The sequence below is a fragment of the Rhizobacter sp. genome (assembly GCF_032229685.1).
Taxonomy (GTDB): Bacteria; Pseudomonadota; Gammaproteobacteria; order Burkholderiales; family Burkholderiaceae_C; genus LMDS01.
Genome location: NZ_JAVTWP010000032.1, coordinates 103,139 through 128,404, shown reverse-complemented (window position 1 = coordinate 128,404; position 25,266 = coordinate 103,139). Strand labels below are relative to the sequence as shown.

Here is a 25,266-nt window from a genome sequence, read left to right as displayed (position 1 = left end):
CGCACCCACCACCTTAGAATCCCGGAGTTCGCGAAAAGCGGCGAGCTGTTCGCCCTAGCCTCTCCCGCATGCAGTTCGACATCAATTTCCCCGGGCCGATGATCCTGGTGGCCACGCTCCTCGGCGTCGTATTGGCTTGGTGGCTCACCGGGTTGATGCGGCGCTACGCGCTCTCGGCGAAGCTCCTCGACAAGCCGAACGACCGGAGCATGCACACGGTGCCCACGCCGCGAGGCGGCGGGGTGTCGATCGTGGTCACGTTCATCGCGCTGGCGGCTGGGTTGTACCACTTGCGCGCCATGCCGACCGGGCTGCTGGTCGCGTTGCTCGGCGGCGGCGGGCTGGTGGCCCTGGTGGGCTTCATCGACGACCAGCGACCGTTGCAGGCGCGCTGGCGGTTCCTGGCCCACGCCGCCGCTGCGGTCTGGATGCTGTGGGTGATGCGCGGCATTCCGCCGGTGCCGATGTTCGGCGTGCCAGTTGACCTGGGCTGGTTCGGCCTTGCTCTGGCGGCCGTCTACATCGTCTGGATGGTGAACCTGTGCAACTTCATGGACGGCATCGACGGCATCGCCAGTGTCGAAGCCATCACCACCTCGCTTGGCGGCGCCCTGTGCTGGTGGCTCGCCACCGGCACGCCCCATTGGCCAGTGCCGGTCGTGTTCGCCAGCTGCATCGTGGGATTTTTGCTCTGGAACTACCCGCCCGCGAAGATCTTCATGGGCGACGCCGGCAGCGGTTTCGTAGGCCTCGTGCTGGCGTTGTTCTCCATTTGGACTGCGCAACAGGCGCCGCAGGTATTCTGGTGCTGGTTCATTCTGTTCGGCTGTTTCATGGCAGACGCAACAACCACTCTGATCCGCAGGGTGCGCCGCGGTGAGCACTTCTCGGTCGCCCACCGCAGCCACGCGTTCCAGTACGCATCGCGCAAGCTGGCATCGCACGAGAAGGTCACCCTCGCCGTGGGGGCGATCAATGCTCTTTGGCTTCTGCCAATCGCGCTGCTGGTCGCCACCGGGCGCATCGACGGCCTGCTCGGCAGCATCGTGGCGTATGCGCCGCTGGTCCGGGTCGCCTTCCGTTACAAGGCCGGCGACCGGGCGGCCCAGGAGGTCTGACACGTGGCGCGCTTGCTCGTGATCGGCGCCGGGGGCTACGGCCGCGCCGTGGCCGAACTGGCGCTGCTCGCCGGTGAGCACACGCTGGCTGGATTTGTGGACGACCGCTGGCCGGACCTCGCCCCCGTCAGTGGCGTTCCGGTCGTCGGCCGCCTAGCCGACCTCGCTGCGCTGCGCCCGCTGGCAGATGCCGTGATACCGGCCATCGGTGACAACAGCGCACGCCGCCGGGCCTGCGAAAGCGCAGTCGCTGCCGGCTTCAACCCCGTGAGCCTCGTCCACCCCCGCGCAACCGTGTCTTCGAGCGCCGCCATCGGAGCGGGCGTGACGGTGATGGCCGGTGCCGTCATCGGCACCGAAGCGCGCATCGACGACGGCGTTGTCGTCAACGCCGGTGCGGTGGTCGATCATCATGCTCACGTTGGAGCCTACGGGCACTTGGGCGCAGGGGCTTGCATGGGCGGAGGCTCGGTGCTCGAACCCGGCGCCAAGTTGGCCGCAGGCGAGGCGCTGCAGCCGGGCCAGCGTCAGCGCGCCGGCGAGATGCCGAAGCCCTCTCACATCTGAAAGAATCAGACATGTTCCTGTTCTCACCCATGTCCATCGCCCGCCAGCTGGCACAGCTGTCGCCGCGCATGAAGGTGTGGGTCATGATCGGCGGCGACGCTTTGTTCCTGCCGCTTTGCATGTTTGGAGCGACGACCTTTCGGACAGGCTCGCTGATCATCGGGTTCGACACGGTTCCCGGCGTCCAGATCGCGCTGGCTCTGCTCACCCTGCCGGTGCTCGGCGCTGCGGGCCTGTACCGCACCGTGGTGCGCTACATCGACCTGCGCGTGCTGGTGGCCGCGAGCGCTGCGCTCGCCGTGGCGGTATTGCTCGTCTACGCGCTTGCACAGCTGTTCGACGTGAGCATGCTGCCGCGCTCGGCGCTGCTCATCTATTGGTTCGTCGCCTTCGCCTACGTCGTGTCGTCGCGTTTCATCGCACGCGCACTGTTGCGACGCGGGTTGAAGAACGGCGGCCGGCCGCGTTTGCGCACCATCATCTACGGCGCAGGGAATGCCGGAGCGCAACTTGCCCAGGCAATGCAGTTCAGCCTGGAGCACAAGGCAGTGTGTTTTCTCGACGACCGCAAGGTCCTGCAAAACAAGACCGTCGCCGGACTCAAGGTGTACTCGCCCAAAGCGTTGACTGAAGCGATCTTCCGTCACGATGCCACGCAGATCGTGGTCGCGATTCCGTCGGCCAACACGGCGCAAAAACGGCACCTGATCCAACGGGTGGAAAGCGCGGGCCTGCCAGTGCGCATCCTGCCTGGCCTGGCTGATCTTGTGGATGGTCACGCCGACGTGTCGGACATCCGCGAGGTCGATGTGGCCGACCTGCTCGGGCGCGATGCCGTGCCGCCGGAGCCGGCCCTGTTTGCACGCAACATCTCGGGTAAGGCCGTGCTCGTGACCGGCGCCGGCGGCTCGATCGGAAGCGAGCTCTGCCGTCAGATCCTGTCGCAACGGCCGGGGCTGCTCGTGCTGCTCGACCACTCTGAATATTCGCTCTACACGATCGACCATGAGCTGCAACAGGCCGCGCATGGCGCGCGCATCGTGGCCCACCTCGGTTCGGTACTCGACGTCGACCTGGTGCGTGAGCTGCTGCAACGCCACAACGTGCAGACCATCTATCACGCTGCCGCCTACAAGCATGTGCCGATGGTCGAAGCCAACATGCAGCAAGGCCTGCGGAACAACGTGTTCGGTACGCTCAACGTTGCTCGCGCGGCGCTCGAGGCATCGGTCGAGACCTGCGTCCTGGTGTCGACCGACAAGGCGGTACGCCCGACCAACGTGATGGGCGCCTCCAAGCGCATCGCCGAGCTGCTGTTCCAGGCCTCAGCGATTCGCTCGAACGGGCAAACCATCTTTTCGATGGTTCGCTTCGGCAATGTGCTCGGCTCTTCAGGCTCGGTGGTGCCCTTGTTCCGGCGCCAGATTCAGTCGGGCGGGCCGATCACGATCACCCACCCCGACATCGTTCGGTACTTCATGCTGATCCCCGAAGCGGCTCAGCTCGTGATCCAGGCCGGTGCCATGGCGCGCGGCGGTGATGTGTTCGTGCTCGATATGGGCGAGCCGGTGCGCATTGCCGATCTGGCACGCTCGATGATCCGGTTGTCGGGCCTGACCGAAAAGACCGCCGACGAGCCGAACGGCGAGATCGAGATCAAGGCGGTGGGCCTGCGCCCGGGCGAAAAGCTCTTTGAAGAGCTGCTGATCGGCGATGACGTTGTTCCGAGCGGTCACCCACGCATTATGTGTGCGCGCGAGCGCCACATCGAGCCAGTGCTGCTCGACAAGATGCTTCAGTCGCTGCAGCAGGCCTGTCACAGCGGCGACACCGAGGCCATGCTGCGCCAGATCCGCAACCTCGTGCCGGAGTTTCGTTCCGCCGACGAGGTCAACGCCGAAGCCTCGGCCGCGCTGGCCATGCGCTGATCGCTTGCGGCGGCTTCGTCGTCACGACGCAGCCGCCATGCCCGACGGATCGGCGCCGCTTTGCATTTCCATCTTGCTCGGCACATTCATCACCGGAAGGCCAGTGTGCCGGGCCAGCCCGAGCGCGCGGTCGCGGTCGCCTTTCGCGGCGCCTGGCATCGCAACAATCACGTGGGTAACACCGGCAAGAATGTGCGGGAGTACCAGGTCGCCGAGAACACCCTGCACCGACACGCCGCCGACTCGCAAGCCTTGCTTGGCGGGGTCATCGTCGAGCAGTGCGAGCACCGTCCAGCCGTCGCGGCGGTGGATGGCACCGACCAACCGCCGTGCCGCCTCGCCGGCACCCAGCACGACGGCACGGCGCGGCTCGCCTTCCTCGTCACTGACTCGTGCGCGCGCGTTCTCCCACACCATGCGGTAGGCCATGCGCGACAAGCTCAGCGCGAGCACGCAGAACAGGGGGTGCAGCAACAACACTGCGCGCGCAACGCCGCTCAGCTGCGCCGCGAGCACGACGACCGCACTCAGCAAGCCGGCGATCAGGCACGCTGCGGCGATGCGCTTGAAATCGTCAAAACCGAAAAAGCGCCACAACCCGCGAGGCACGCCGGTGATCGCCAGCAGCCCCAGGTAGGTGAGCACCACACCGAACGACACGTAGTCGTCGTACCACGGCCGGCCCGGCTGCCAGCGCTCGAAGCCGAGGCGGAACAAGTAGGTGATGTGCCAGCAGGCGAGCACGGTGAGCGCATCCACCGCCATCGCGATGCTGCGGTTTCGCGGGCGCAGAGCCGACATCGAGTCGTCGAGCCAAATCCATAGTTTGCTGTCGTTCATGGGAAGCCACCTCCTCGGTGAGGGCAGGGTCGGGATGAACACGGTGGTCAGCGTCAGGCCGAGCACCCGCAGATCATTCGCCATCGTGGGCTGGTCCACGTAGCGCAAGGCATAGCGCAACTTGGTCGGCAGGATCACGTCGATGTACTCGCGCTCGGGATCGGCCGCGCGCGCCAGCAATTCGCCCTCATCGCGATACCGCACGGACGCAAAGTCGGTGATGCCGGGCCGCACGCTGAGCAGTCGCTCACGCCATTGCGGAGGGTAGTGCTCGACATAGCGTGGCACTTCGGGGCGCGGACCGACCAGACTCATCGTGCCGCGCAACACGTCCAGAAGTTGTGCAAGTTCGTCGAGCTTGCTGCGGCGCAACCAGCTCCCTACGCGGGTGATGCGGCTGTCACCTGCCACGGTGATTTGTGCCGCGCTGGCGCTTTGAGACGTCGCCATGGTGCGGAACTTGAAAATGCGAAACAGCCTTCCGTGCCGGCCCACACGCTCCTGGCGGTAGAACACCGGCCCCGGCGAATCGATCTTGATAGCGATGGCAAGCAGCAGGAAGAGCGGGGCAAGCAGCAATAAACCAAGGCCGGCGGCCAGCACATCGACAAGTCGCTTGGTCATGCGGCGCCGGCGCCGCTCCGGCGTCGCAACGAGTGCCGCGCAACGCTCGCCACGCGCTGAACGTCGTCTACCGTCATGCGTGTGTACATCGGCAGGCTGACGAGGCGCTCGAATGCATGCTGGCTGTGCGGAAACTGTTCCGGGCGAAGCCCATAGCGATCACGCCAATAGGGCTGCAGGTGAAGCGGAATGTAGTGCACGCTGCAGCCTATCCCGGCAGCGAACAGGCTTTCGATGAAGGCGTCTCGCGCACCCACCGCGTCGTCCAGCAGGCGGACCACATAGAGATGCCACGAGTGCATGTCACCTTCGGCGGGCTCTGGCGGCAGCAGCAACGGCAGGCTGCTCAGCGCTTCACGGTAAGCGTTCGCAAGAGTCTCACGCCGCGCCTGGAACGCCCGTGCCCGCTTCAATTGCTGGAGCCCGAGTGCCGCCGCGATGTCGGTCAGGTTGTACTTGAAGCCAGGCGCCACGATCTCGTAAGCCCAGCTCGGCACCTTGGCGGTGAAGCGGTCGAACGCGTCGCGGCTGATGCCGTGCAGGCGCATCACCTGGATGCGTTTGGCCAGGGCGGCTTCCCGCGTCACGACCATGCCACCTTCGCCGGTGGTGATGGTCTTGTTGGCGTAGAAGCTGAACACGCACACGTCGGACGCGAGCGTGCCAACGAGCTGGCCGGCGCTCGTGGTGGGCAGCGCATGCGCCGCGTCTTCCACGACCTTCAGGCCATGCTTTTTCGTGATGGCGAGCAGCGCCGGCATGTCGACCGCCAGGCCGGCGTAGTGCACCGGGATCACCGCTTTCGTGCGCGGCGTGATCGCGGCTTCGACGCCCGCGATGTCGATGCAAAGCGTGGCCGGGTCGATGTCGACCAGCACCACGTCGGCGCCAAGGTACCGCACGACTTCAGCGGTAGCGGTGAAGGTGTGGGTGGTCGTGATGACTTCGTCGCCCGGGCCGATGCCCAATGCTTCGAGTGCGAGGTGCAGGCCGGCCGTGGCCGAGTTCACGGCCATGCAGTGCAGCGCCGGGTCGCCGAGGAAGGCCGCGAAGTCCTGTTCGAAGCGTTTGGTCTTGGGGCCGGTGGTGACCCAGCCGGAACGCAGCGTGTCGACCACCTCGGCGATCTCTTCTTCACCGATGTCGGGCAGGGCGAAGGGCAGGAAAGGGAGCTTCTCAGACATGGTCTCGGGGCTTGGCGATCCACGCCAGCGCATGGGTGCGCAGCAGCGGAAGGGTGTTGAACAGAGTGTAGAGCGCCGGGTGCAGCCGGGTCACGGCGCGCGCGATCGGCGGGGCCAGCGTGACCCGCTGGTACCGCAAGCCGCCCTGCGGAAACAGCGCCGCCACGCGGCCCAGCGGCACGCCACGAACGTCGGCATTGCGCGGGTTGTTCACAGTGAAGTCGTACCAGAGCACGCCGCCACCGGGCCGAACCCAGCGCCACATCGACTCGGCCAGACGCTGCTGGAAGGCGTCGTCGAGCAGCGACGAAAACACGGTGGAAACGAACACGATGTCGAACGAGGCTGGCGCCAGATCGAGTTGCGTGGCATCGCCTTCGAACAGCGCAACGCTCGCCGGCAGCCCGGCGCGGGCTTGTGCGATGCGCTCGGGCAGCAGCTCGGAACCGTTGAGGTTCGTTGGCACGAAGCCGAGCCGCAGCAGTTCCTGCAGGTTGCCGCCGCTGCCGCAACCCACTTCGAGCAGGCGCAGCGCCGACAGGTCGTTGAACCCGAGCCGCGCGAACAGCCGCAGCATCGCGCGCTGGCGTTCCTGCACGGTGTGCCACACGTCGGGGCGCAGCATGCTGTAGCGGTCGCTCGCGGTGCGGCGGGCGTAGCGCTCGGCGACGGCGTCGGCTTCGCGTTCGGCACTCATCGCACCGCCTCGACCGCGTCGATGAAACGCTGGGCCAGCACCGGGTAGGTGTGGTGCGCGAGCACGAAAGCACGGCCGCGCTCGCCCATCGCACGGCGCTCGTTCAAGCCGCAGGCCGCGAGTTGGCGCACGCCCTCGGCCACCGCCGGCGCCGACTCGGGCACCACGGTCAGCCCGCAGCCCGCTTCGGCGACGGGGTCGTTGCCGGCTTCGACCGAATGCAGCACGGCGCAGCCGGCCATCATGTAGTCCATCAGCTTGTTGGGCGCGATGCCGAAGCGGTAGATCGGCACCCGCTGCCAGCCGATGTAGGCGATGTCGATCTCGCGCAGAAAAGCCGGGATCTGCGCTTTCGGGATCGGCGCGAAGCAGGTCACGTGGGCCAGTCCCTCGGCGCGCACCCGAGCCTCGAGGCGCGCTTTTTCGTGGCCGCTGCCGACCAGCACGAAGGCGACCGGCTCGTCGCGCATCAGGGCCGCTGCATCGAGCAGCACGTCGAGCGCGTTGGGCAGCCCGTGCGAACCGGCGTAGCCGACGATCGTGCGCCCGGCCTGCTTCAGCGCCAGCAGGTGCGCTGCCAGCTCGGGCGCCAGCGGCACCGCGTCGCCCTGCCATTCTTCGAGCGAGATGCCGTTCGGCACGATGTGCAGCTTGCGCAGGTCGAGGCCGTGGGCCTGCATGTGCGCAGCCACCTTGGGCAGCATCGAGACCACGACGTCGGCGTCGCGGTAGGCGTCGTTCTCGGCCTTCTGGCACAACATGATGAACGGGTGCTTCGGTGACAGGCCCGAGAGCTCGATCGGCGAAGCCGGCCACAGGTCGTGCACTTCGTAGACCAGCTTCGCACGCGCCAGGCGCGCCAGACGCCGCGCGACCCAGATGTCCATTGGGTAGGTGCTCGAGGCGATCACCACGTCGGGCCGGAACTCGTTCACCAGCGCCGGTGCTTCGCGCCACAGCCGCGCAAGGAAAGCCCAGATGTTGCGCACGCGGCCGAGGCCATTGCCTTGGTAGCCCGGCGCCGGCAACCAGCGGTAGTTGATGCCCGCGATGCGTTCGTCGCGCGGCTGCGTGGGCGGGCTCAATTCGGGCTGTGTGCTCCGCACATGCGAATACGCCGCCGCGACAATCTGCACCGTGTGCCCGGCCCGCACCCATTCGCGTGCCAGGTAATACGGGCGGTACTCCATGCCGTGCTGCGGCGAGCCTGCGTAGTGGTTGACGAGCAGGATGTTCATGGCTTGGCCGCGATCGTATCGGCGTAGGCGCGCTCCATGAGGTCGACGCAATGGCCCCACTCGTACTCACGCTCCACGTGCGCGCGCCCCGCCGCGCCGAGGCGCGTGCGCAAGCCGGCGTCGAGCACCAGGCGCTTGAGCGCGGCCTGCAAGGCCGGCACGTCGTCGCGCGGCACGACGAGGCCGGTCTCGCCGTTCAGCACCACTTCGGGCAACCCGCCGGCATCGCTCACCACCACCGGCAAGCCGCAGGCACCGGCCTCGATCACGGCAACGCCGAAGCTTTCGCTGTCGAGACGGCTCGGCGCGGCGTAGATGTCGAGCCGGTGCAGCCAGTGCGGCACCTCGGTGTGCGCCACGGCGCCGGCGAACTCGGTGCGCTCGCTGACGCCAAGCTGCGCCGCGAGTCGCACCAGTTCGCCGCGCTGCGGCCCGTCGCCGACGACCAGCAGGCGGCACGCCGGTTCGGCGGCCTGCACCTCGGCGTCGGCGCACAGACCGGCGAATGCACGCAGCAGCAGGTCGACGCCGTACTTCGGCGCCAGCGACTTGACGATGCCCAGCGTCAGCGGCCCGCCGCGCGAAGCCCTGGCCACGAACCGCGACAGGTCGACACCGAAGGGCGTGACGGCGATGGCGCGCCGCTCGGGCGTGAGCCGACGCACCTGCTCGGCCATCGCGTGGCTGGTAGAAGCGATGGCGGTGGCACGCCGCAACACCTTGCGCAGCAGCCAGCCCTTGAGCGCGCTTTCGCAGGGGAAGTCGTAGACATCGCTGCCCCACACCGAGAGCAGCGTCGGCGCAAAGCCGCAGAGCGCGCCGGTCGTGCCGTAACCGCTCGCGTAGTGCACGTTGAGCAGATCGGGCCGCCATGCCGCCAGATGCCGGCGCAACGCGAGCGCGTTGCTGAAGTAGCCGAGCTGGCCTTCGTGCGGCAGCCAGAACACATCGGCCCCCGACGGCAACAAGCTGGGCTCGACACGGTGCTGCGAGACCACGCTGACGGCATGCCCACGCGCTGCCAGCGCTGCAGCCCAGCGCTGCAGGTGGATCGAGTTGGCCGGGCCGAGCAGCGCGATCCTCATGCGGCGGCTTCCAGGCGCGGAGCACCGCCACGCGATTCGAACGCGAACACGGCCGCTGCCGCCAGCGCCGCGGCCGACCACAGCGCACACATCGGCAGCAGGCCGGCGGGCGAGGCCATGAGCCAGCCAGCTCCGAGCACGACCCAGCGGGCGGCTTCGGCGCGCGCCGCGACCCAGGGCGTTCCGACCGCGTTGGCGTTCACGCCGAGCACACGCGACGCCGCTTCGGCCGCGCCGCCCACCAGCAGCACCGCGAGCGCCTGCGCCAGGCCGGCATAACCCTGCCCGAGCCCGAGGCGCGGCCACAGCGGCGCGGCGACCCACACCAGCGCGGCCACCGCGAGCAAGGCGGCGAACAGGCCCGCGGCCCAGCGTTGCGAGGCACGCGCACCGGGCCGCTCCATCCAGCGCCTGAACAGCAGCGGCGCCGCGTAGTTGACGGGCGTGAGCGGCAACTGCACCAGCGTCATCGCCATCGTGAACACACCCAGCACGGCCGCGCCTTGAGCGTGTCCCACCCAACGTTGCACCAGCAGGATCGCCGCGGTCGACAGCGCCGCCGTGAGCCAGGCGGCCAGGCCGTAGTGGCCGAGCTCGCGCCAGCCGGCGTCGGGCGCACCGGCCGGCACCGCCGGCACCGCCTGCAAGCGCCACAGCGCGAGCACGGCGGCGCTGCCGAAGGCCAGGGCGAACAACCACGGCCAGCGCTGCTCCGACGCCGCGCTGAGCGCGACAAGCACCACGACGCCGAGCAGCAGCACGATCTGCGGCCAGGCCGTCGCCAGGTTGAACCACACCGAGCGCTGCCCCACCAGCAGCAAGGATCGGAGTTGACCCAGGAACACCGCCGAGGCGACCGCGAGTGACAAGGCCACCAACGAGAGCCCACCGCTGTTCGGATGCTGCGCCGCGGCGCATACGGCGCCGATCACCAGCGCCACCATGGCGCTGCCCGCAGCCCAGCGCAAGGCCGCGTCACGGCCGAGCCGCGAAGACTTCACGAAGTAGAACAAGGCCTGCGGCAGGCCGAACATCGCGAACGCCGCGATGAATTCGATCTCTGCCTTGACGTGGCTGAAAGCACCCTGCTGCTCCGGCCCGAGCTTCGCGCCGAGCCACAGCGTGGCCAGCAGCAGTGAGGCCGAACCGGCGCCCTGCACGAGCAGCGACAGGCCGAGCTGGTGGCGCAGGCTCAAGGGGCGGCGCGCTGGCGCGCGGCAGCGAACAGGTTCGACGCGAACAGGCGCCGGCCGATCGCCGGCACGGCCGAGGCGGTGGCGAACACCGCATGCTTGATGGCGCGCTGTGGCCAGCCGCCGGCGTACTCGGCGCCGAGCCGTTCGCGCCGCAGCGCACGCCGTGCCGGCTCAGTCGCCGTTTCGTGAACCCAGACCTGTGCGAACGCCGTCACCTCGAGCCCGGCGCGCTCGAACAGGGCCAGGCCGTCGGCCAGCGAATAACGCCGCAGGTGGCCCGAAACATCGTCGGGCCCATAGGCGCGGTTGCGATTGAGCCAGTTGTCTTCGAGTGGCAGGTTGACGAGCACGGTCTCGCCGAGCGAGGCGGCGTCGTGCAGGAAGGCCACGTCGTCGGGCACATGTTCGAGCACGTCGCTCATGATCACGGCGTCGAAGTACTGGCCGCGCGCGTCGCGAAAGTCACCGCAGCGGAATTCGACGAAAGGGAAACGCGCGCGTGCGGCCGCCACGTTGGCGGCCGAGATGTCCATGCCGAGCTTGCGGCCGCCGGCTTGCACCGGCACGGCGTCGATCAGCTCGCCGGTCGCGCAGCCGATCTCGAGCACGCTGTTCAGCCGGCGGCCGGCCGGCAACAAGCGCATCAGTTGCGGCAACTTGAACAGGCGAACCTCGAGGTCGATCTGCGCCTGCTCGAACGAGCCGCTGGCGCGGCGCGCCACGTACTCGGGGTGTTCGTCGTACAGCGCCGAATAGTCGACACCGGCCGGCGCGGGGCTGCGCTCGTCCGCCGGCATCACTGCAGCGCAGCCAGCACGGCGCCGACCACACGGTCTTGCTGCGCTTCGCTGAGGTCGGCGCTCATCGGCAGGCTCATCACCTGCTGGCCGGCGAGCACGCTTTGCGGGCAGCAATCGGGGCAGCACAGCGCCGCGTAGGCCGGCTGGTGATGCACCGGCTTCGGGTAGTGCACAGCGGTGGGTATGCCCTGCGCAGCCAACGCCGCCTGCACCGCGCTGCGGTTCTCGACGAAGACCGTGTACTGCGCCCACACGCAGTCGCGGTCGTCGCGCACCGCCAGCAGGCGCAGGCCGCGCACGCCGGAGAGCCGTTGCCGGTAGCGCTCGCCGAGCACCAGGCGGCGTGCGACCTCCCACTCGAAGCGCTCGAGCTTCGCGAGCACGATGGCGCACTGCAAGGTGTCCATGCGCCCGCCCACGCCGACGCGGGTGTGGGTGTAGCGCGCGCTCTGGCCGTGCACGCGGATCTCGCGGCAGGCCTGGGCCAGCGCCGCGTCGTTGGTGAAGACCGCACCGCCGTCGCCATAACAGCCGAGCGGCTTGCTCGGAAAGAAGCTGGTGCAGCCGAGCGTGCTCAGGTTGCAGCTCTTCTGGCCCCGGTAGGTGGCGCCGAAACTCTGCGCCGCGTCTTCGATCACGGCCAGGCCGTGGCGCGCGGCGATGGCGTTGATCGCGTCCATGTCGGCGACCTGCCCGTACAGGCTCACCGGCATGATCGCGCGGGTGCGGGCAGTGATCTTGGCTTCGATCTTCGACGCGTCGATGTTGCAGGTGTCGGGCTCGATGTCGGCGAACACCGGCACGCCACCGATCAGCACGATCATCTCGGCCGTGGCCGCGAAGGTGAAGGGCGTGGTGATGACTTCGTCACCGGGTTTCAGGCCGAGCGCCATCAGCGAGATCAGCAGCGCCTCGGTGCCACTGGCCACCGTGATGCAGTGGGCCGCGCCCGTGTAGGTGGCGAGCCGCTCTTCGAGTTCCTTGACCTCGGGGCCCATGATGTACTGGCCGTGGTCGAGCACCCGCTGCATGCGTTCGGCGATGGGTGCCTTGAGCGCCGCGTACTGGCTTTTCAGATCGATGAAGTCGAGCTTCTCCGTCATGCCTTGGCCTCTCCCGCCACCGAACAGACGCCGTCGCGCAGGACATAACGCTCGCCTGTGGCCGGACACACCGCTTCGCTGTTGAGTTCGTCGGCGAACGTCAAGCGCTCGCCGTGCCGGCTGACCCAGCCGATGCACCGGGCCGGCACGCCGACCACGAGCGCGAAGTCGGCCACGTCGCGGCTCACGACGGCGCCGGCACCGACGAAGGCATACGCGCCGATCGTGCTGCCGCACACGATCGTGCAGTTCGCCCCCAGCGTGGCACCGCGCTTCACCAGCGTGCGCCGGTACTCGTGCTTGCGCGGCACGGCCGAGCGTGGGTTGTGCACGTTGGTGAAGACCATGCTCGGGCCGCAGAACACGTCGTCTTCGAGCGTGACCGCGTCGTACACCGAGACGTTGTTCTGCACCTTCACGTTGTGGCCGATGTGCACGTCGTTGGCCACGAACACGCCCTGCCCCAGCGAGCAGCCGTCGCCGATTCGCGCGCCGGCGCAGACGTGGGCGAAATGCCAGACGTGGGTGCCGGCACCGAGCTGCGCGCCTTCGTCGACGATGGCCGAAGGGTGGATCATCGTCAAAACACCAGTGGCAAGCCGACCCGCACACCATCACGCGCCGAGCGATACGCCGCGATCAGCACTTCGAGCGAACGCAGCCCTTCGTAGCCGTCGACCGCCGCGTTGGCCACGCCCTGCAGCGTGTTGATCACGTTGTCGTAGTACAGCGGGTGACCCGGGCCGTAGACGCTCTCCACGCCGTAACTCGCGCTCGCCACCTTGGAGTCGTCTTCGTGCGGCGTCTCGAACTCCCAGTGTTCGATCTTGTTGACCGCCACGCCGCCGACCCGCACCGTGCCGCGTTCACCGAGCAGCGTGATGCTGCCCTCGAAGTTCTTGTTGTGCGTGAGCATCGTCACGTTGACCGAGGCCAGTGCACCACTGCGCAGGCGCAGGCTCATCACGCCGGTGTCTTCGGCCTCGATGTCGCGCGCCAGCGTGGCGGTGTAGGCGTGCACGTTGTCGACCGGGCCGACCAGCCAGTCGACCATGTCGACGTAGTGGCTGGCCTGGTTCATGAAGGCGCCTCCGTCCATGTCCCAGCGGCCGCGCCACGGGGCGTCGTCGTAGTAGGCCTGCGGGCGGGTCCAGAAGACGTTGACGTTGACCATCGCCAGGCGCCCGAAACGGCCCTGCTCGACCGCGCGCTTGACGAGCTGCAGCGTGGCGTTTAGTCGGTTCTGCTTGACGACGAAGAGCTTCACACCGGCTTCGCGGCAGGCGCGCACCATCGCCACGCCTTCGTCCCACTTGGTCGCCATCGGCTTTTCGCTCAGCACGTGGCGGCCGGCCTGCGCCACCTTGATGGCCTGGCGCGAGTGCAGGCCGCTGGGCGTGGCCAGCACCACCACGTCGGCGTCGCTGCCGGCCAGCAGGGCGTCGAGCGAGGCGTAACCCTGGGCGCCGGTCTTCACCACCGCCTCGGTCAGCGCCTGCGGGCGGTTGTCGCACACCGCCACGAGCTCGGCGCGGGCGCCGTGCTGCTTCAAGGCCGCGAAGTGGTTCTGGGCGATACGCCCGCAGCCCACCACGGCAAAACGGATCTTCTGCGCGGGGCGGATGGTGGGTGTGGACATGAGGTTTGTGCAGCTTCGGCCCGGGTGGGCAACAGGCGATTTTATGGGCCTGCGGGCGCCGGGCCCGGCGGGCCGGTTCGGCACGCCTAAAATCGCGGCCTCACCCGAGAGCCCCTCATGACGGACGAAAACCAGCTGATCACCGAGCGCCGCGAAAAACTCGCGCTCATTCGCCAACAAGGCGTGGCCTTCCCGAACGACTTCAAGCCGAAGCACCACGCGGCCGAACTGCTGCGTCAGCACGACGCCAAGACCAACGAAGAGCTGGAGCCGCTGGGCGTGCAGGTGGTGGTGGCCGGCCGGCTGATGCTCAAGCGCGTGATGGGCAAGGCGAGCTTCGCGACGCTGCAAGACGGCTCGGGCCAGATCCAGCTGTTTGTCACGCGCGACGCGCTCGGCGAAGAGCTGTATGCGGCGTTCAAGCACTGGGACCTGGGCGACATCCTCGGCGCCGAAGGCACACTCTTCAAGACCAAGACCGGCGAACTCTCGGTGCGTGTGACTACGCTGCGGCTGCTGACCAAGAGCCTGCGCCCGTTGCCCGACAAGTTCCACGGCATGGCCGACCAGGAGCAGAAATACCGCCAGCGTTATGTCGACCTCATCACCGACGGCGACGCACGGGCCCGCTTTGCGGCGCGCAGCAAGGCGCTGAGCTCGATCCGCCAGTTCATGGTGGAGCACCACTTCATGGAAGTGGAAACGCCGATGCTGCACCCTATTCCCGGTGGCGCGAACGCCAAGCCTTTCGTCACGCACCACAACGCGCTCGACCAGCAGATGTTCCTGCGCATCGCGCCCGAGCTCTACCTGAAGCGCCTGATCGTGGGCGGCTTCGAGCGGGTGTTCGAGATCAACCGCAGCTTCCGCAACGAAGGCATCTCGGTTCGGCACAACCCCGAATTCACGATGATGGAGTTCTACGCGGCCTACTGGAACCACCACGACCTGATGGACTTCACCGAGCAGGTCTTGCGCCACGCCGCGCGCCAGGCCACCGGCTCGGCCACGCTCACGTACGGCGGCAAACCGGTCGACCTGGACCGGCCGTTCGCGCGCCTCACGGTGCGTGATTCGCTCGTTGCGCACGCGGGGCTGAGCGCTGCCGAAGCGGCCGACCCGGCCGTGCTGCGCGCCGCGCTCAAGTCACACGGCGAAGAAGCGCCGGCGCACTGGAAACTGGCCGAGCTGCAGTTCGGCCTGTTCGAAGCGGTGGTCGAAGAAAAGTTGTGGGAGCCGACCTTCATCATCGACTACCCGGTCGAGGTGTCGCCGCTGGCGCGCGCTTCCGACACCGACCCGAGCATCACCGAACGTTTCGAGCTCTTCATCACCGGGCGCGAGTACGCCAACGGCTTCTCGGAGCTGAACGACGCCGAAGACCAGGCCGCACGCTTCCAGTCACAGGTGGCGAACAAGGAAGCTGGCGACGAAGAGGCGATGTTCTACGACGCCGACTTCATCCGCGCGCTCGAATACGGCATGCCGCCCACCGGCGGGTGCGGCATCGGCATCGACCGGCTGATGATGCTGATCACCGACAGCCCGAGCATCCGCGACGTGATCCTGTTCCCGTCGCTGCGCAAGGAAGGCTGAACGTGGCCGAGCGGCTGGGCAGCCTGGGCGCGATCGAGGCCGAGGTGTGGCGGCAGCTCGAACTGGCGGCCGGAGACAAGCAGCACGCCTGGCGCACCCCGGTGCTGGCCACGGTCAACGGCGAATCGGCGGATGCGCGCACCGTGATCCTGCGCGAGGTCGAGGCCCGCCACAAACAACTGCTGAGCTTCACCGACGACCGCGCCGGCAAGGTCGCCCAGTTGCTGCGCCACCCACACGGCACGATGGTGATGTGGTCGCCGGCACTGGGCTGGCAACTGCGCTGCCGGGTGCTGCTCTCGCTCGAGATGTCGGGGCTCACGGCCACGTCACGCTGGGCGCAGATCAAGCTCACGCCCGCGGCACAGGACTACCTGGCTCGCCTGCCACCCGGCGCGCCGCTCGACGTGGCAGACGTGCCGGAAGCACCAGCACCCGAGCCGCTGCAGCGCGAATACTTTGCCGTGATCAACGCGCAGGTGGAGTCGATCGACTGGCTCGAACTGCACCGCAGCGGCCACCGCCGCGCGGTATTCGACGCCACGGGCGCGCGCTGGGTGCAACCTTAGGAATCGAGCCCGCGGCGCTGGCCGGCCCGAATCAGCGCTGCGTGAACTGCGGCTTGCGCTTGTTCAGGAAGGCGTCCATGCCTTCTTTCTGATCGGCTGTCGCGAACAGCGAATGGAACATGCGGCGTTCGAACATGATGCCGTCGGCCAGCGTGCCTTCGAACGCGCGGTTCACGCTTTCCTTGGCCATCATCACGCTCGGGCCGCTGAGCTCGTTGATGGCCTGCGCCGCGGCGAGCGTGGTCGTCATCAGCTCGGCGAAAGGCACCACGCGCGACACGAGCCCGGCCCGCTCGGCCTCGGCCGCGTCGATCATGCGGCTGGTGAGCACCATGTCCATCGCCTTGGCCTTGCCGACCGCGCGCGGCAGGCGCTGCGTGCCGCCGGCACCGGGAATGATGCCGAGCTTGATCTCGGGCTGGCCGAACTTCGCGGTGTCGGCGGCGATGATGAAGTCGCACATCATCGCCAGCTCGCAACCGCCACCGAGCGCGAAACCGGCCACCGCGCCGATCACCGGCTTGCGGATGCTGCGGATGGTTTCCCAGTTGCGCGTGATGAAGTCGCCGCCGTAGGTGTCGCTGAAGCTGAACAGCGCCATCGCGCTGATGTCGGCGCCGGCCGCGAAGGCCTTTTCGCTGCCGGTGATCACGATGCAGCCGATGCCGGGGTCGGCGTCGTAGCCCTTGAGCGCCGCGCCGAGCTCGTCCATCAGCGTGTCGTTCAGGGCGTTGAGTTGCTTCGGCCGGTTCAGCGTGATCACGGCCGTCTTGCGGTCGCCCTCGCCATGCACGGCGGTCAGAATGCAGGTCTGCGTCAAGAGGCTCTCCTGTGGTGCCGACGACGGGTGTCGTTCGTGCGGCGCAAGCATAAGCGCAGTCGTGGCGGCCCGATGCGGCCGCGCCGCTCAGGAGCCGGCCATCTGGGGCGGCTTCGAGATCATCAGGTCGACGTAGTTGTCGACGTCCTGCCGGATCAGGATGCGCACCGGAAAATAGCGCAGCTGCGGCGCGAACCAGATCTCGGCGCTGAGTTCGCCGACCTTCGGCACCAGCGCGCGGCGCGGCTTCAGGTGGATGGTGGGCAGCGGGCCGAAGGGCGCGTCGAGCACTTCTTCAGCGACCACGTCGTAGGTCCACACGTCGACCTTGTGCGGCAGCGCGAGCGGTATGTCGACGGTGTTGCCAATGCGCAGCAGCTCGGGCCGCGTGCTGAACACGTACATCAGCTGCACGAACTGGCTCGCGGTATCTTGCAGGCCGGGCACGCTGTCGCGCCGGTCGCCGTTGGCGAGCACCACGCTGCCCGGCTCGAAGCTCACGCTCTGGCGGCGGCGCTCGCGCAGCACGACCTTGGTGTCCTGCTCGTAGCGGCGCGGGCTCAGGCCGTCGGCGGTGATCTCGCCGTCGCTGCTCATGCGGCGTGTGATCAGCGGCGCGGCGCTCGGGCCGACCACGAGGTCGAGGTGCACCTGGTAGCGCGAGCCCGAGCGGATCCACTCGACCTGCGCGCTGCCGTTCACGTCGCCGCGGTAGCTGCCCGTGAGCAGGTAGCTCACACGCGTGGACAGCGGCCACGCGAAGGCCAGCGGCGCACTCGCGGCGTCGGCCGGCGCACTGGCCGCGGCCAGCACCGGCTCGGGCGGCGCGGGCTCGGGCAGCGCAGGCTCGGGCAGCGGCAGCGGGGGGGCGGGCTCGGGAACGACCGGGGCCGCTGCGACGACCGGTTCGGGCGGCACGACGGCATGCTCGTCGGGCGCCGAGGCTGCCTTGGCCGGCTTCGGCGGCTTGCTGCGCGCCACACGGGGTGGCGCTTCGGCAGCGGGCGGCGGCGCTGCGGGGGCGGCCAGCACCGGTGCGCTCAGCGCCATGTCGCGCACATAGGCCACCTCGATTCGCTCGACCGAGGCGGTGTCTTTGCTCATGTCGGCGATGCGATCGGCCATGTCTTTGGCGAGCCAGCCGTGCACCGCGAGCACGAGCACCACCACACCGGCCAGGCCGGCGCGCCGCGCCGGGCTCGGGGCCGGGCCGAACAAGGCTTTCAGGCCGACAGCCATGCCTTTTGCAGCGCGGCGGCCCCTGCCGCCGGCTTGGCAGCCACCTTCAGCGTCACGCCCGAGGCGGCCGGCGACTCGGCCGGCGGCAAGGTGAGCGACAGGGTGAACACTCGCTGGTCACGTGCCACGAGCAGCGTGGCTGGCTTGCCGGCCACCATCAGCCGCGCCGCGTCGTCGAGCCGGCGCAGGCGCCAGCCTTGCAGCGCCAGCACCTCGTCGCCGACCGACAGGCCGGCGCGCTCGGCCGCGCCACCGCGCAGCACATGGCTGACCTTCACGCCGGTGAGCGCGCTCTCGCTCACGCGCAGGCCCAGTCGCTGCGCGAGCGTGGCGGCGTCGGGCACCCAGTCGACACCGAAGGCCGCCAGCGCGTCCTGCAAGGGCAGGTCGTCGGTGCCATGCACCCAGGCGTCGAGCTCGGCATCGTAAGAGCGCCCACCGAGCTTCAGCAGCGCAGCGCGGATCTGCGCTTCGCCGATCGGCCCACCAGTGCTCACGGCCCACAGCTCGCGCATCACCGCGTCGAGCGAAGCCTTGCCTTCACGGCGCAGCGTGAGGTCGAGCGCCAATGCCACCAGCGAACCCTTGGTGTAGTAGCTGATGGTCGCGTTCGGCGTGTTCTCGTCGCTGCGGTAGTACTTGACCCAGGCGTCGAAGCTGGCCTGCGCCACGCTCTGCACCTGGCGGCCCGGCAGTGCGAGCACGCCGCTCACGGTGCGGCTGACGAGCTTGAGGTAACGCGTGCTGTCGATCAGGCCGCAACGCACCAGGAACAGGTCGTCGTAGTAGGACGTGAAGCCTTCGAAGAACCACAGCAGTTCGGTGTAGTTCTCCTGGGTGTAGTCATAGCGCGCGAACTCGGCCGGGCGCAGGCGTTTCACGTTCCAGGTGTGAAAGTACTCGTGGCTGATCAGGCCGAGCAGGTTCGCATAACCGTCGGTCATCTCGGTCTTGCCCGCGGGCGGCACATCGCGGCGCGAGCCGATCAGCGCGGTGCTGGCGCGGTGCTCCAGGCCGCCGTGGCCGTCTTCGACCAGGTTGAGCAGGAAGACGTAGCGGTCGAACGGCGGCCTTTTTTTGCCGTGCCAGAAGCGGATCTGCGCTTCGCAGATGCGCTGCGAGTCTTTCAGCAGACGCTCGCCGTCGAAGTCGGGCAAGGCGCCGGCCACCACGAACTCGTGCGCCACGCCGCCTGCCTTGAAGTGGCCACGCCAGAAGCGGCCCATCTCGACCGGGTGGTCGACGAGTTCGTCGTAGTCGGCCGCCTCGTAAGTGCCGCGCCCCGCGGCGTCGACCGTCAGCGCGCGCATCGCCGTGGCGACCTGCCAGCCGGCCGGCAGGCTGCGCAGTTCGACGCGCTGCGGCAGCGATTCCGCCCCTTCGACGCGCAGGCACAGGCCGGTGCCGTTGAAGAAGCCGCGGTTCGCGTCGAGAAAGGCCGCGCGCACCGAGGTGTCGAAAGCGTAGACGAGGTAGCTCACCACGAGCGCACCACGCCCGCTGCAGCGCGCCAGCCAGGTCGCCTTGTCGAGCTGCTGCAGCGGCAGCGCGCGCGCGCCCTGCTTCGCGCTCATGCCCGAGAGGTGGCGCGCGAACTCGCGCACCAGGTAACTGCCCGGGATCCACACCGGCAGGCTCAGGCGCTGCTCGGCGGCGGGCCGGGGCACGGTGAGCGTGACACGGAACAGGTGGGCGTGGGCGTCAGCGACGTCGATTCGGTAGGTGATCATGGGCGGGTCGAAGTTGAACGCATCAGCTGCCGGCGGCGCCGACAAAACAAGCCAAGCTCGCGACCACGCTGAGCCTGAAGCGCAGCGTGAGCCAGCGCGCGGCGCCGTGTTCGGGGTAGACCTTGCGGTCGACGAGGTAACACACGGCGAGCATCACCCCGTGCACCACCAGGCCGGCGTAGGGTTGCATCACCACCGCGACCCAGGCCACGAGTGCCGGCACCACGCCCCAGACGAACAGGCGCGGCGGCGCGTGCTCTTCGCGGAAGCCGAAACCCCAGTGAATGCCGCCGATGAAAGCGAGCACGACCGCCGCGTAACCCGACAGCGCCGAGGTGACGTAAGGGTGGGCGTCGGGCCGCACGATCCAGACCAGGGCCGCGCCGGCCACGAAGGGCAGCAGCGCGAGGTAGCCGAGGCGAAAAACGAGCGCATCGCTCGAAGCGGGTGACACGTCGGACAAGCAGGGCTCCTGAAAAACGATGCGCGGATTGTCACCGCTGGCAGAAGGCCCCACGGGCTCGATATTCCCGAGTTTTCAGACATTACTGAAAATTCGATAGACTCTCGGCATGACCTCTCTCTCACCCCTCGTCCGCAGCTTCGTGGCCCACTTCGGCGAGATGGGCAGCCGATGGGGCATCAACCGCACCGTCGGCCAGATCTACGCGCTGATCTTCGTCTCGCCCGTGGCGCTGAACGCCGACGACATCGCCGAGAAGCTCGAGTTCTCGCGCTCCAACGTGAGCATGGGCCTGAAAGAGCTGCAGGCCTGGCGTCTCGTGAACCTGCGCCACCTGAGCGGCGACCGGCGCGAATACTTCGACGCCCCGAGCGACGCGTGGGAGATCTTTCGCACCCTGGCCGAAGAGCGCCGCCGGCGCGAGATCGAGCCCACGCTGTCGATGCTGCGCAACGCGCTGCTCGAAGAACCGGCGACCGAAGAAGACCGCGTGGCGCTGGAGCGCATGCGCGGCATGCACGACCTGATCGAGCTCACCACCACCTGGTTCGACGACGTGCAGCGCATGGACCAGCAGACCCTGTCGCGCCTGATGAAGATGGGCGCCAAAGTGCAAAAGGTGCTTGAATTCACCGGCCGCGCGGTGGCCGGCACGAAACGTTGAAAGGGAAAGGAACGCCATGGACGCCCTGATCCTCGCCCGCATGCAGTTCGCGGCCAACATCACCTTTCACATCCTGTTCCCGACCATCAGCATCGGCATGGGCTGGGTGCTGTTGTTCTTCCGCCTGCGCTGGTTGAAAACCCGCAACGGGCCCGACAAGGCCGCGGCACAAGGCTGGCTCGACGCCTACCGCTTCTGGACCAAGGTGTTCGCGCTGAGCTTCGCGCTCGGCGTGGTCAGCGGCATCACGATGAGCTTTCAGTTCGGCACCAACTGGCCGGGCTTCATGGAAAAGGTGGGCAACATCGCCGGGCCGCTGCTCGGCTACGAGGTACTGACGGCGTTCTTCCTCGAAGCCGGTTTCCTCGGCGTGATGCTGTTCGGCCACGGCAAGGTGAGCGAACGCGTACACCTGATGGCGACCTTCTTCGTCGCCTTCGGCACCACGCTCAGCGCGTTCTGGATCCTGGCGCTGAACTCGTGGATGCAGACGCCGGCGGGCTACGAAGTGATCGACGGCGTGTACCACGTGAAGAGCTGGTTCGACGTGATCTTCAATCCCTCGTTCCCCTACCGCCTCACGCACATGCTGCTGGCCTCGGCACTGACCTGCGCCTTCCTGCTCATCGGCCTGAGCGCGTGGCAGGTGCTTCGCGGTGTGGCGCAGCGCTCGGCGCCACGGGTGCTGCGGGTCGGCCTCACGCTCGCGGCGATCGCCATTCCGGTGCAGATCATGGTCGGCGACGCGCACGGTCTGAACACGCTCGAGCATCAGCCTGCCAAGATCGCCGCGGTGGAAGGCGTGTGGGAAACCGAGCGCGGCGCACCGCTGCTGCTGTTCGCCATTCCCGACAAGGAAACGCGCAGCAACCACTTCGAGATCAAGATCCCGAAGATGGCGAGCCTGATCCTCACGCACGAGCTCGACGGCGAGATCAAGGGGCTCAATTCCTTCGGCGACAAACACCCGCCGCCGTTGCCGATGTTCTTCGCCTTCCGCATCATGGTCGGTGTGGGCCTGCTGATGCTGGCGACGAGCTGGCTCGGCTGGTGGTTGTACCGGCGCGCCAAGTGGCAACCCGCGGCCTTGCCTCGTGCGCTGTTGTGGCTCTTCGCCGGCATGACGTTCTCGGGCTGGGTGGCCACCGTCGCTGGCTGGTACGTGACCGAGATCGGCCGCCAGCCCTTCATCGTCTACGGGCTGATCCGCACGGCCGACGTGGTGTCGAGCGTGCCCTCGGCCATGATCGGCCTGACACTGGCGCTCTACATCACGCTCTACCTCGCGCTGATCGTCGCTTACGTCACGGTGCTGAAGTACATGGCCGAAAAGCCCGAAGAAGTGTTGCAGCTCGATGCCGCCGAACAGGCGGTCACGCCAGCGGGTGCGAGCACGTCGCCGGTGTTGCCGAGCGGGAGTGCGGCATGAGCGTCATGACCTTCGACACGATGCTGCCGGTGATCTTCATGGCGCTGATGGGCATCTCGATGCTCGTCTACGTGGTCAGCGATGGCTACGACCTGGGCGTGGGCATGCTGATGCACCGTGCCACCGATGCCGAGAAAGACGTGATGGTCGCGTCGATCGGCCCGTTCTGGGACGCCAACGAAACCTGGCTCGTGCTCGGCATCGGCATCCTGCTGGTGGCTTTCCCGAAAGCGCACGGCGTGGTGCTGGGCGAGCTCTACCTGCCGGTCACGCTGATGCTGGTCGGCCTTACCTTGCGCGGCGTGGCCTTCGACTTTCGCGTCAAGGCCAAGGACACGCACAAACAGACCTGGGACCGCCTGTTCTTCGCCGGCTCGCTGCTCGCCTCGGTCTCGCAGGGCTGGATGCTCGGGCGCTACATCAGCGGCTTCGGCGAGGGCTGGAACTACCCGCTGTTTGCCGCCGCGATCGCCGTGGCCCTGCCGATGGCCTATGCGCTGCTCGGCGCGGCGTGGCTCGTGATGAAGACCGAAGGTGAACTGCAGGAACGCGCGGTCGGCTGGGCCCGCACCGCCTGGGGCCCGATGGTCGCCGGCATGGTGCTGATCTCGATGGCCACACCGTGGATCAGCGAAACCGTGCGCCAGCGCTGGTTCGCGCTGCCCGAGATCATCGCGCTGATGGCGATCCCGCTCGTCACCGGCATCGCGCTGGTCACCGTGCGGGTGCTGCTGAAGACGCAAATCGTTCGCGGGCCGCTGTGCTGGTTGCCGTTCGTCATGCTGATCGGTGTGTTCGTGCTCGGCTTCCTGGGGCTGGCCTACAGCATCTACCCCTTCGTCGTGATCGACAAGCTGACCATCTGGCAGGCCGCCAGCAGCCCGGCGGCGCTCAAGGTCATCCTCTTCGGCGTCTGCATCTCGGTGCCGGCGATCGCCGGCTACACCGTGTTCTCGTACCGCGTTTTCCGCGGCAAGACCGGAGAGCTCAAGTACGCATGACCGGGTTCAAGGGCAACAAGGCCGCGCTGCCGAGCAAGCCCTGTGCGCAGTGCCAACGGCCGATGGCCTGGCGCCGTGCCTGGGCTAAGAACTGGGCCGAGGTGAAGTACTGTTCCGACCGGTGCCGGGGCGACGCACGCCGCAAGGGCGGCGCGGCGCCATGAACGCGAGCCGGGCCACAACGCGCACGCTGGTGCTGGTGCTCGGAGACCAGCTGAGTCTCGCCAGCCCCGCATTGGCAGGGTTCGATCATGAGCACGATGCCGTGCTGATGATCGAAGCGCCCGGCGAGGCCACGCACGTGTGGAGCCACAAGGCGCGAATCGTGCTGTTCATTTCGGCCATGCGGCACTTTCGCGACCAACTGCGCGAGCGCGGTTTCACCGTTCACTACGTCGCGCTGGGTGACAGCGCCTGCGCCGACCTGCCGGGCCGTCTGCGCGAGCAACTGCAGGTCTTGCGTCCGTCGACCTTGCGCTTGACCGAGGCCGGCGAATGGCGCCTGCAGCAGGCCATCGCTGCGGTGGCGGGCGAATGCCAGGCCGAGTTGCGCGCGCTGGACGACACCCATTTCATGTGCTCGCGCGCCGACTTCGCACGCTGGTCGTCGAAGTACGGCCGCCAGCTGCGCATGGAGTTTTTCTACCGCGAGATGCGGCGCCAGCACCGTGTGCTGCTCGATGCCGACGGCCAGCCCGAGGGCGGCCAGTGGAACTTCGACACCGAGAACCGCAAGCCCTGGCCCAAGGCCGGCCCGGGCCTGATCCCGCCGGCCGAAAGCTTCGCGCCCGATGCACTCACGCAGCAGGTGATCGCCGAGGTGGAGGCGCGCTTCTCCGAGCACCCGGGAACGCTCGCATCGTTCATGTGGCCCGTCACCCGCGAGCAAGCCTTGCTCGCTTTGCAGACCTTCGTCGAAGCACGCCTGGCGAATTTCGGCGAACACCAGGACGCGATGTGGACGGCCACGCCTTTCGGCTGGCACTCGCTGCTCTCGACCAGCCTCAACCTGCACCTGCTCGACCCGCGCGAAGTGATTGCAGCGGCCGAGGCGGCCTACCGCAGCGGCAGCGTTCCGCTCGCCAGCGCCGAAGGTTTCATCCGCCAGGTGCTGGGCTGGCGCGAGTTCATCCGCGGTGTGTACTGGCTCGACATGCCGGGCATGGCCGAGGCCAACCACCTGCAGCACACCCGCCCGCTGCCGAGCTGGTACTGGAGCGGCGAGACGCGGATGGAATGTGTGCGCGACACCGTGCAGCAGACGCTGCAGCACGGTTATGCGCACCACATCCAGCGGCTCATGGTCACGGGCCTGTTCGCGCTGCTCGCCGAAGTCGACCCGAAGCAGGTGGCGGCCTGGTACCTCGCGGTCTATGTCGACGCCGTGGAGTGGGCCGAGTTGCCCAACGTGGCGGGCATGGCGCTGTACGCCGATGGCGGCCGCTTCACGAGCAAGCCTTATGTCGCATCGGGCGCCTACATCCAGCGCATGAGCAACCACTGCTCGCGATGCCCGTACGCGCCGACGCCGAAAGACGCGGGCAAGAGCGCCAAGCCGGCCTGCCCGTTCACGCTGCTGTACTGGAACTTTCTCGACCGGCACGAAGCCGAACTCGCCGCCAACCCGCGCACCGCGCTGATGGCGAAGAACTTGTCACGACTGTCGCCGGCCGAACGTGGGCGGCTGCGCGCCGATGCGCAGGCGGTGCTGGCCGCCGTCGAAACCCTCTGAGGCC

The 25,266-nt window shown here is 67.9% G+C and carries 24 protein-coding genes and 1 pseudogene; 10 read left to right on the top strand and 15 right to left on the bottom strand.

All coding sequences use genetic code 11. From position 1 onward, the window contains the following. Positions 1-68 precede the first annotated feature (68 nt). From AC30PD_RS15065 to AC30PD_RS15055, 3 genes are read left to right on the top strand one after another with little or no spacing between them, the layout of a single operon-like run. Positions 69-1,118, top strand: coding sequence for an MraY family glycosyltransferase (locus AC30PD_RS15065; RefSeq protein ID WP_489536463.1), 1,050 nt, complete (start codon positions 69-71; stop codon positions 1,116-1,118). Between the two features lie 3 nt (positions 1,119-1,121). Beyond that, complete coding sequence (locus AC30PD_RS15060) at positions 1,122-1,685, top strand: PglD-related sugar-binding protein (RefSeq protein ID WP_489536462.1); 564 nt, start codon at positions 1,122-1,124, stop codon at positions 1,683-1,685. An 11-nt stretch (positions 1,686-1,696) separates the two neighbouring features. Beyond that, positions 1,697-3,613: a polysaccharide biosynthesis protein gene (locus tag AC30PD_RS15055; protein WP_489536461.1), complete on the top strand. Its 1,917-nt coding sequence runs from the start codon at positions 1,697-1,699 to the stop codon at positions 3,611-3,613. Positions 3,614-3,634: 21 nt separating this feature from the next. Here the strand turns inward: AC30PD_RS15055 and AC30PD_RS15050 are convergent, their stop codons facing one another. From AC30PD_RS15050 to AC30PD_RS15000, 11 genes and pseudogenes are all read right to left on the bottom strand, one after another. Next, positions 3,635-4,378: a nucleoside-diphosphate sugar epimerase/dehydratase gene (locus AC30PD_RS15050; RefSeq protein WP_489536550.1), complete on the bottom strand. Its 744-nt coding sequence runs from the start codon at positions 4,376-4,378 to the stop codon at positions 3,635-3,637. A gap of 114 nt (positions 4,379-4,492) precedes the next feature. Further along, positions 4,493-5,077: pseudogene (locus tag AC30PD_RS15045) on the bottom strand (sugar transferase); the annotation flags it as partial. Further along, positions 5,074-6,261 (bottom strand): DegT/DnrJ/EryC1/StrS family aminotransferase, encoded by a 1,188-nt coding sequence (locus tag AC30PD_RS15040; protein ID WP_489536460.1) that lies wholly within the window; start codon positions 6,259-6,261, stop codon positions 5,074-5,076. The gene AC30PD_RS15040 and the pseudogene AC30PD_RS15045, both read right to left, overlap by 4 nt. Next, positions 6,254-6,958 (bottom strand): class I SAM-dependent methyltransferase, encoded by a 705-nt coding sequence (locus tag AC30PD_RS15035; RefSeq protein WP_489536459.1) that lies wholly within the window; start codon positions 6,956-6,958, stop codon positions 6,254-6,256. Before AC30PD_RS15035 ends, AC30PD_RS15040 begins: the two co-directional genes overlap by 8 nt. Then, positions 6,955-8,196, bottom strand: coding sequence for a glycosyltransferase family 4 protein (locus AC30PD_RS15030; protein WP_489536458.1), 1,242 nt, complete (start codon positions 8,194-8,196; stop codon positions 6,955-6,957). Before AC30PD_RS15030 ends, AC30PD_RS15035 begins: the two co-directional genes overlap by 4 nt. Continuing rightward, the gene (locus tag AC30PD_RS15025; protein ID WP_489536457.1) at positions 8,193-9,281 is read right to left on the bottom strand and encodes a glycosyltransferase; all 1,089 of its coding nucleotides are present in this window, start codon (positions 9,279-9,281) and stop codon (positions 8,193-8,195) included. Before AC30PD_RS15025 ends, AC30PD_RS15030 begins: the two co-directional genes overlap by 4 nt. Next, positions 9,278-10,477 carry a polysaccharide biosynthesis protein gene (locus tag AC30PD_RS15020; protein ID WP_489536456.1) on the bottom strand — a complete coding sequence of 400 codons (1,200 nt, stop codon included), beginning with the start codon at positions 10,475-10,477 and terminating at the stop codon, positions 9,278-9,280. Before AC30PD_RS15020 ends, AC30PD_RS15025 begins: the two co-directional genes overlap by 4 nt. Beyond that, a complete protein-coding gene (locus AC30PD_RS15015) occupies positions 10,474-11,274 on the bottom strand; it encodes a class I SAM-dependent methyltransferase (RefSeq protein WP_489536455.1) in 801 nt (266 codons plus the stop codon). The genes AC30PD_RS15020 and AC30PD_RS15015 overlap by 4 nt, the downstream gene beginning before the upstream one ends. Continuing rightward, positions 11,274-12,380: a DegT/DnrJ/EryC1/StrS family aminotransferase gene (locus AC30PD_RS15010; protein WP_489536454.1), complete on the bottom strand. Its 1,107-nt coding sequence runs from the start codon at positions 12,378-12,380 to the stop codon at positions 11,274-11,276. The genes AC30PD_RS15015 and AC30PD_RS15010 overlap by 1 nt, the downstream gene beginning before the upstream one ends. After that, on the bottom strand, positions 12,377-12,958 hold the full coding sequence (locus AC30PD_RS15005; protein WP_489536453.1) for an acyltransferase: 582 nt from the start codon (positions 12,956-12,958) through the stop codon (positions 12,377-12,379). Before AC30PD_RS15005 ends, AC30PD_RS15010 begins: the two co-directional genes overlap by 4 nt. A gap of 2 nt (positions 12,959-12,960) precedes the next feature. Then, positions 12,961-14,019 carry a Gfo/Idh/MocA family protein gene (locus AC30PD_RS15000; protein WP_489536452.1) on the bottom strand — a complete coding sequence of 353 codons (1,059 nt, stop codon included), beginning with the start codon at positions 14,017-14,019 and terminating at the stop codon, positions 12,961-12,963. Between the two features lie 117 nt (positions 14,020-14,136). On the opposite strand from AC30PD_RS15000, the gene lysS reads away from it, so the two are divergent. Together lysS and AC30PD_RS14990 are read left to right on the top strand one after the other, a co-directional pair. After that, positions 14,137-15,615, top strand: coding sequence for a lysine--tRNA ligase (gene lysS, locus AC30PD_RS14995; protein WP_489536451.1), 1,479 nt, complete (start codon positions 14,137-14,139; stop codon positions 15,613-15,615). A gap of 2 nt (positions 15,616-15,617) precedes the next feature. After that, entirely contained in the window at positions 15,618-16,184 is a 567-nt protein-coding gene (locus tag AC30PD_RS14990) for a pyridoxamine 5'-phosphate oxidase (RefSeq protein ID WP_489536450.1), read from the top strand. Positions 16,185-16,215: 31 nt separating this feature from the next. Here AC30PD_RS14990 and AC30PD_RS14985 read toward each other — a convergent pair whose 3' ends face one another. The 4 genes from AC30PD_RS14985 to AC30PD_RS14970 all read right to left on the bottom strand — a co-directional run bounded on the left by AC30PD_RS14985 (position 16,216) and on the right by AC30PD_RS14970 (position 20,427). Continuing rightward, on the bottom strand, positions 16,216-17,004 hold the full coding sequence (locus tag AC30PD_RS14985; RefSeq protein WP_489536449.1) for an enoyl-CoA hydratase: 789 nt from the start codon (positions 17,002-17,004) through the stop codon (positions 16,216-16,218). Positions 17,005-17,091: 87 nt separating this feature from the next. Continuing rightward, the gene (locus tag AC30PD_RS14980; protein ID WP_489536448.1) at positions 17,092-18,243 is read right to left on the bottom strand and encodes a DUF3108 domain-containing protein; all 1,152 of its coding nucleotides are present in this window, start codon (positions 18,241-18,243) and stop codon (positions 17,092-17,094) included. Then, positions 18,228-19,973, bottom strand: a complete 1,746-nt coding sequence (locus AC30PD_RS14975) for a M61 family metallopeptidase (RefSeq protein WP_489536447.1) — start codon at positions 19,971-19,973, stop codon at positions 18,228-18,230. Before AC30PD_RS14975 ends, AC30PD_RS14980 begins: the two co-directional genes overlap by 16 nt. Positions 19,974-19,995: 22 nt before the next feature. After that, on the bottom strand, positions 19,996-20,427 hold the full coding sequence (locus tag AC30PD_RS14970) for a DUF3429 domain-containing protein (protein ID WP_489536549.1): 432 nt from the start codon (positions 20,425-20,427) through the stop codon (positions 19,996-19,998). Positions 20,428-20,545: 118 nt separating this feature from the next. Between AC30PD_RS14970 and AC30PD_RS14965 the strand changes: the two genes are divergently transcribed. The 5 genes from AC30PD_RS14965 to AC30PD_RS14945 are packed head-to-tail and all read left to right on the top strand — an operon-like array spanning position 20,546 to position 25,262. Beyond that, the gene (locus tag AC30PD_RS14965) at positions 20,546-21,100 is read left to right on the top strand and encodes a GbsR/MarR family transcriptional regulator (RefSeq protein WP_489536446.1); all 555 of its coding nucleotides are present in this window, start codon (positions 20,546-20,548) and stop codon (positions 21,098-21,100) included. Between the two features lie 16 nt (positions 21,101-21,116). Then, positions 21,117-22,529, top strand: a complete 1,413-nt coding sequence (locus tag AC30PD_RS14960; RefSeq protein ID WP_489536445.1) for a cytochrome ubiquinol oxidase subunit I — start codon at positions 21,117-21,119, stop codon at positions 22,527-22,529. Between the two features lie 5 nt (positions 22,530-22,534). Beyond that, a complete protein-coding gene (locus AC30PD_RS14955) occupies positions 22,535-23,530 on the top strand; it encodes a cytochrome d ubiquinol oxidase subunit II (RefSeq protein WP_489536548.1) in 996 nt (331 codons plus the stop codon). Next, complete coding sequence (locus AC30PD_RS14950; protein ID WP_489536444.1) at positions 23,527-23,694, top strand: DUF2256 domain-containing protein; 168 nt, start codon at positions 23,527-23,529, stop codon at positions 23,692-23,694. Before AC30PD_RS14955 ends, AC30PD_RS14950 begins: the two co-directional genes overlap by 4 nt. After that, positions 23,691-25,262, top strand: coding sequence for a cryptochrome/photolyase family protein (locus AC30PD_RS14945; protein ID WP_489536443.1), 1,572 nt, complete (start codon positions 23,691-23,693; stop codon positions 25,260-25,262). The genes AC30PD_RS14950 and AC30PD_RS14945 overlap by 4 nt, the downstream gene beginning before the upstream one ends. Positions 25,263-25,266 lie beyond the last annotated feature (4 nt).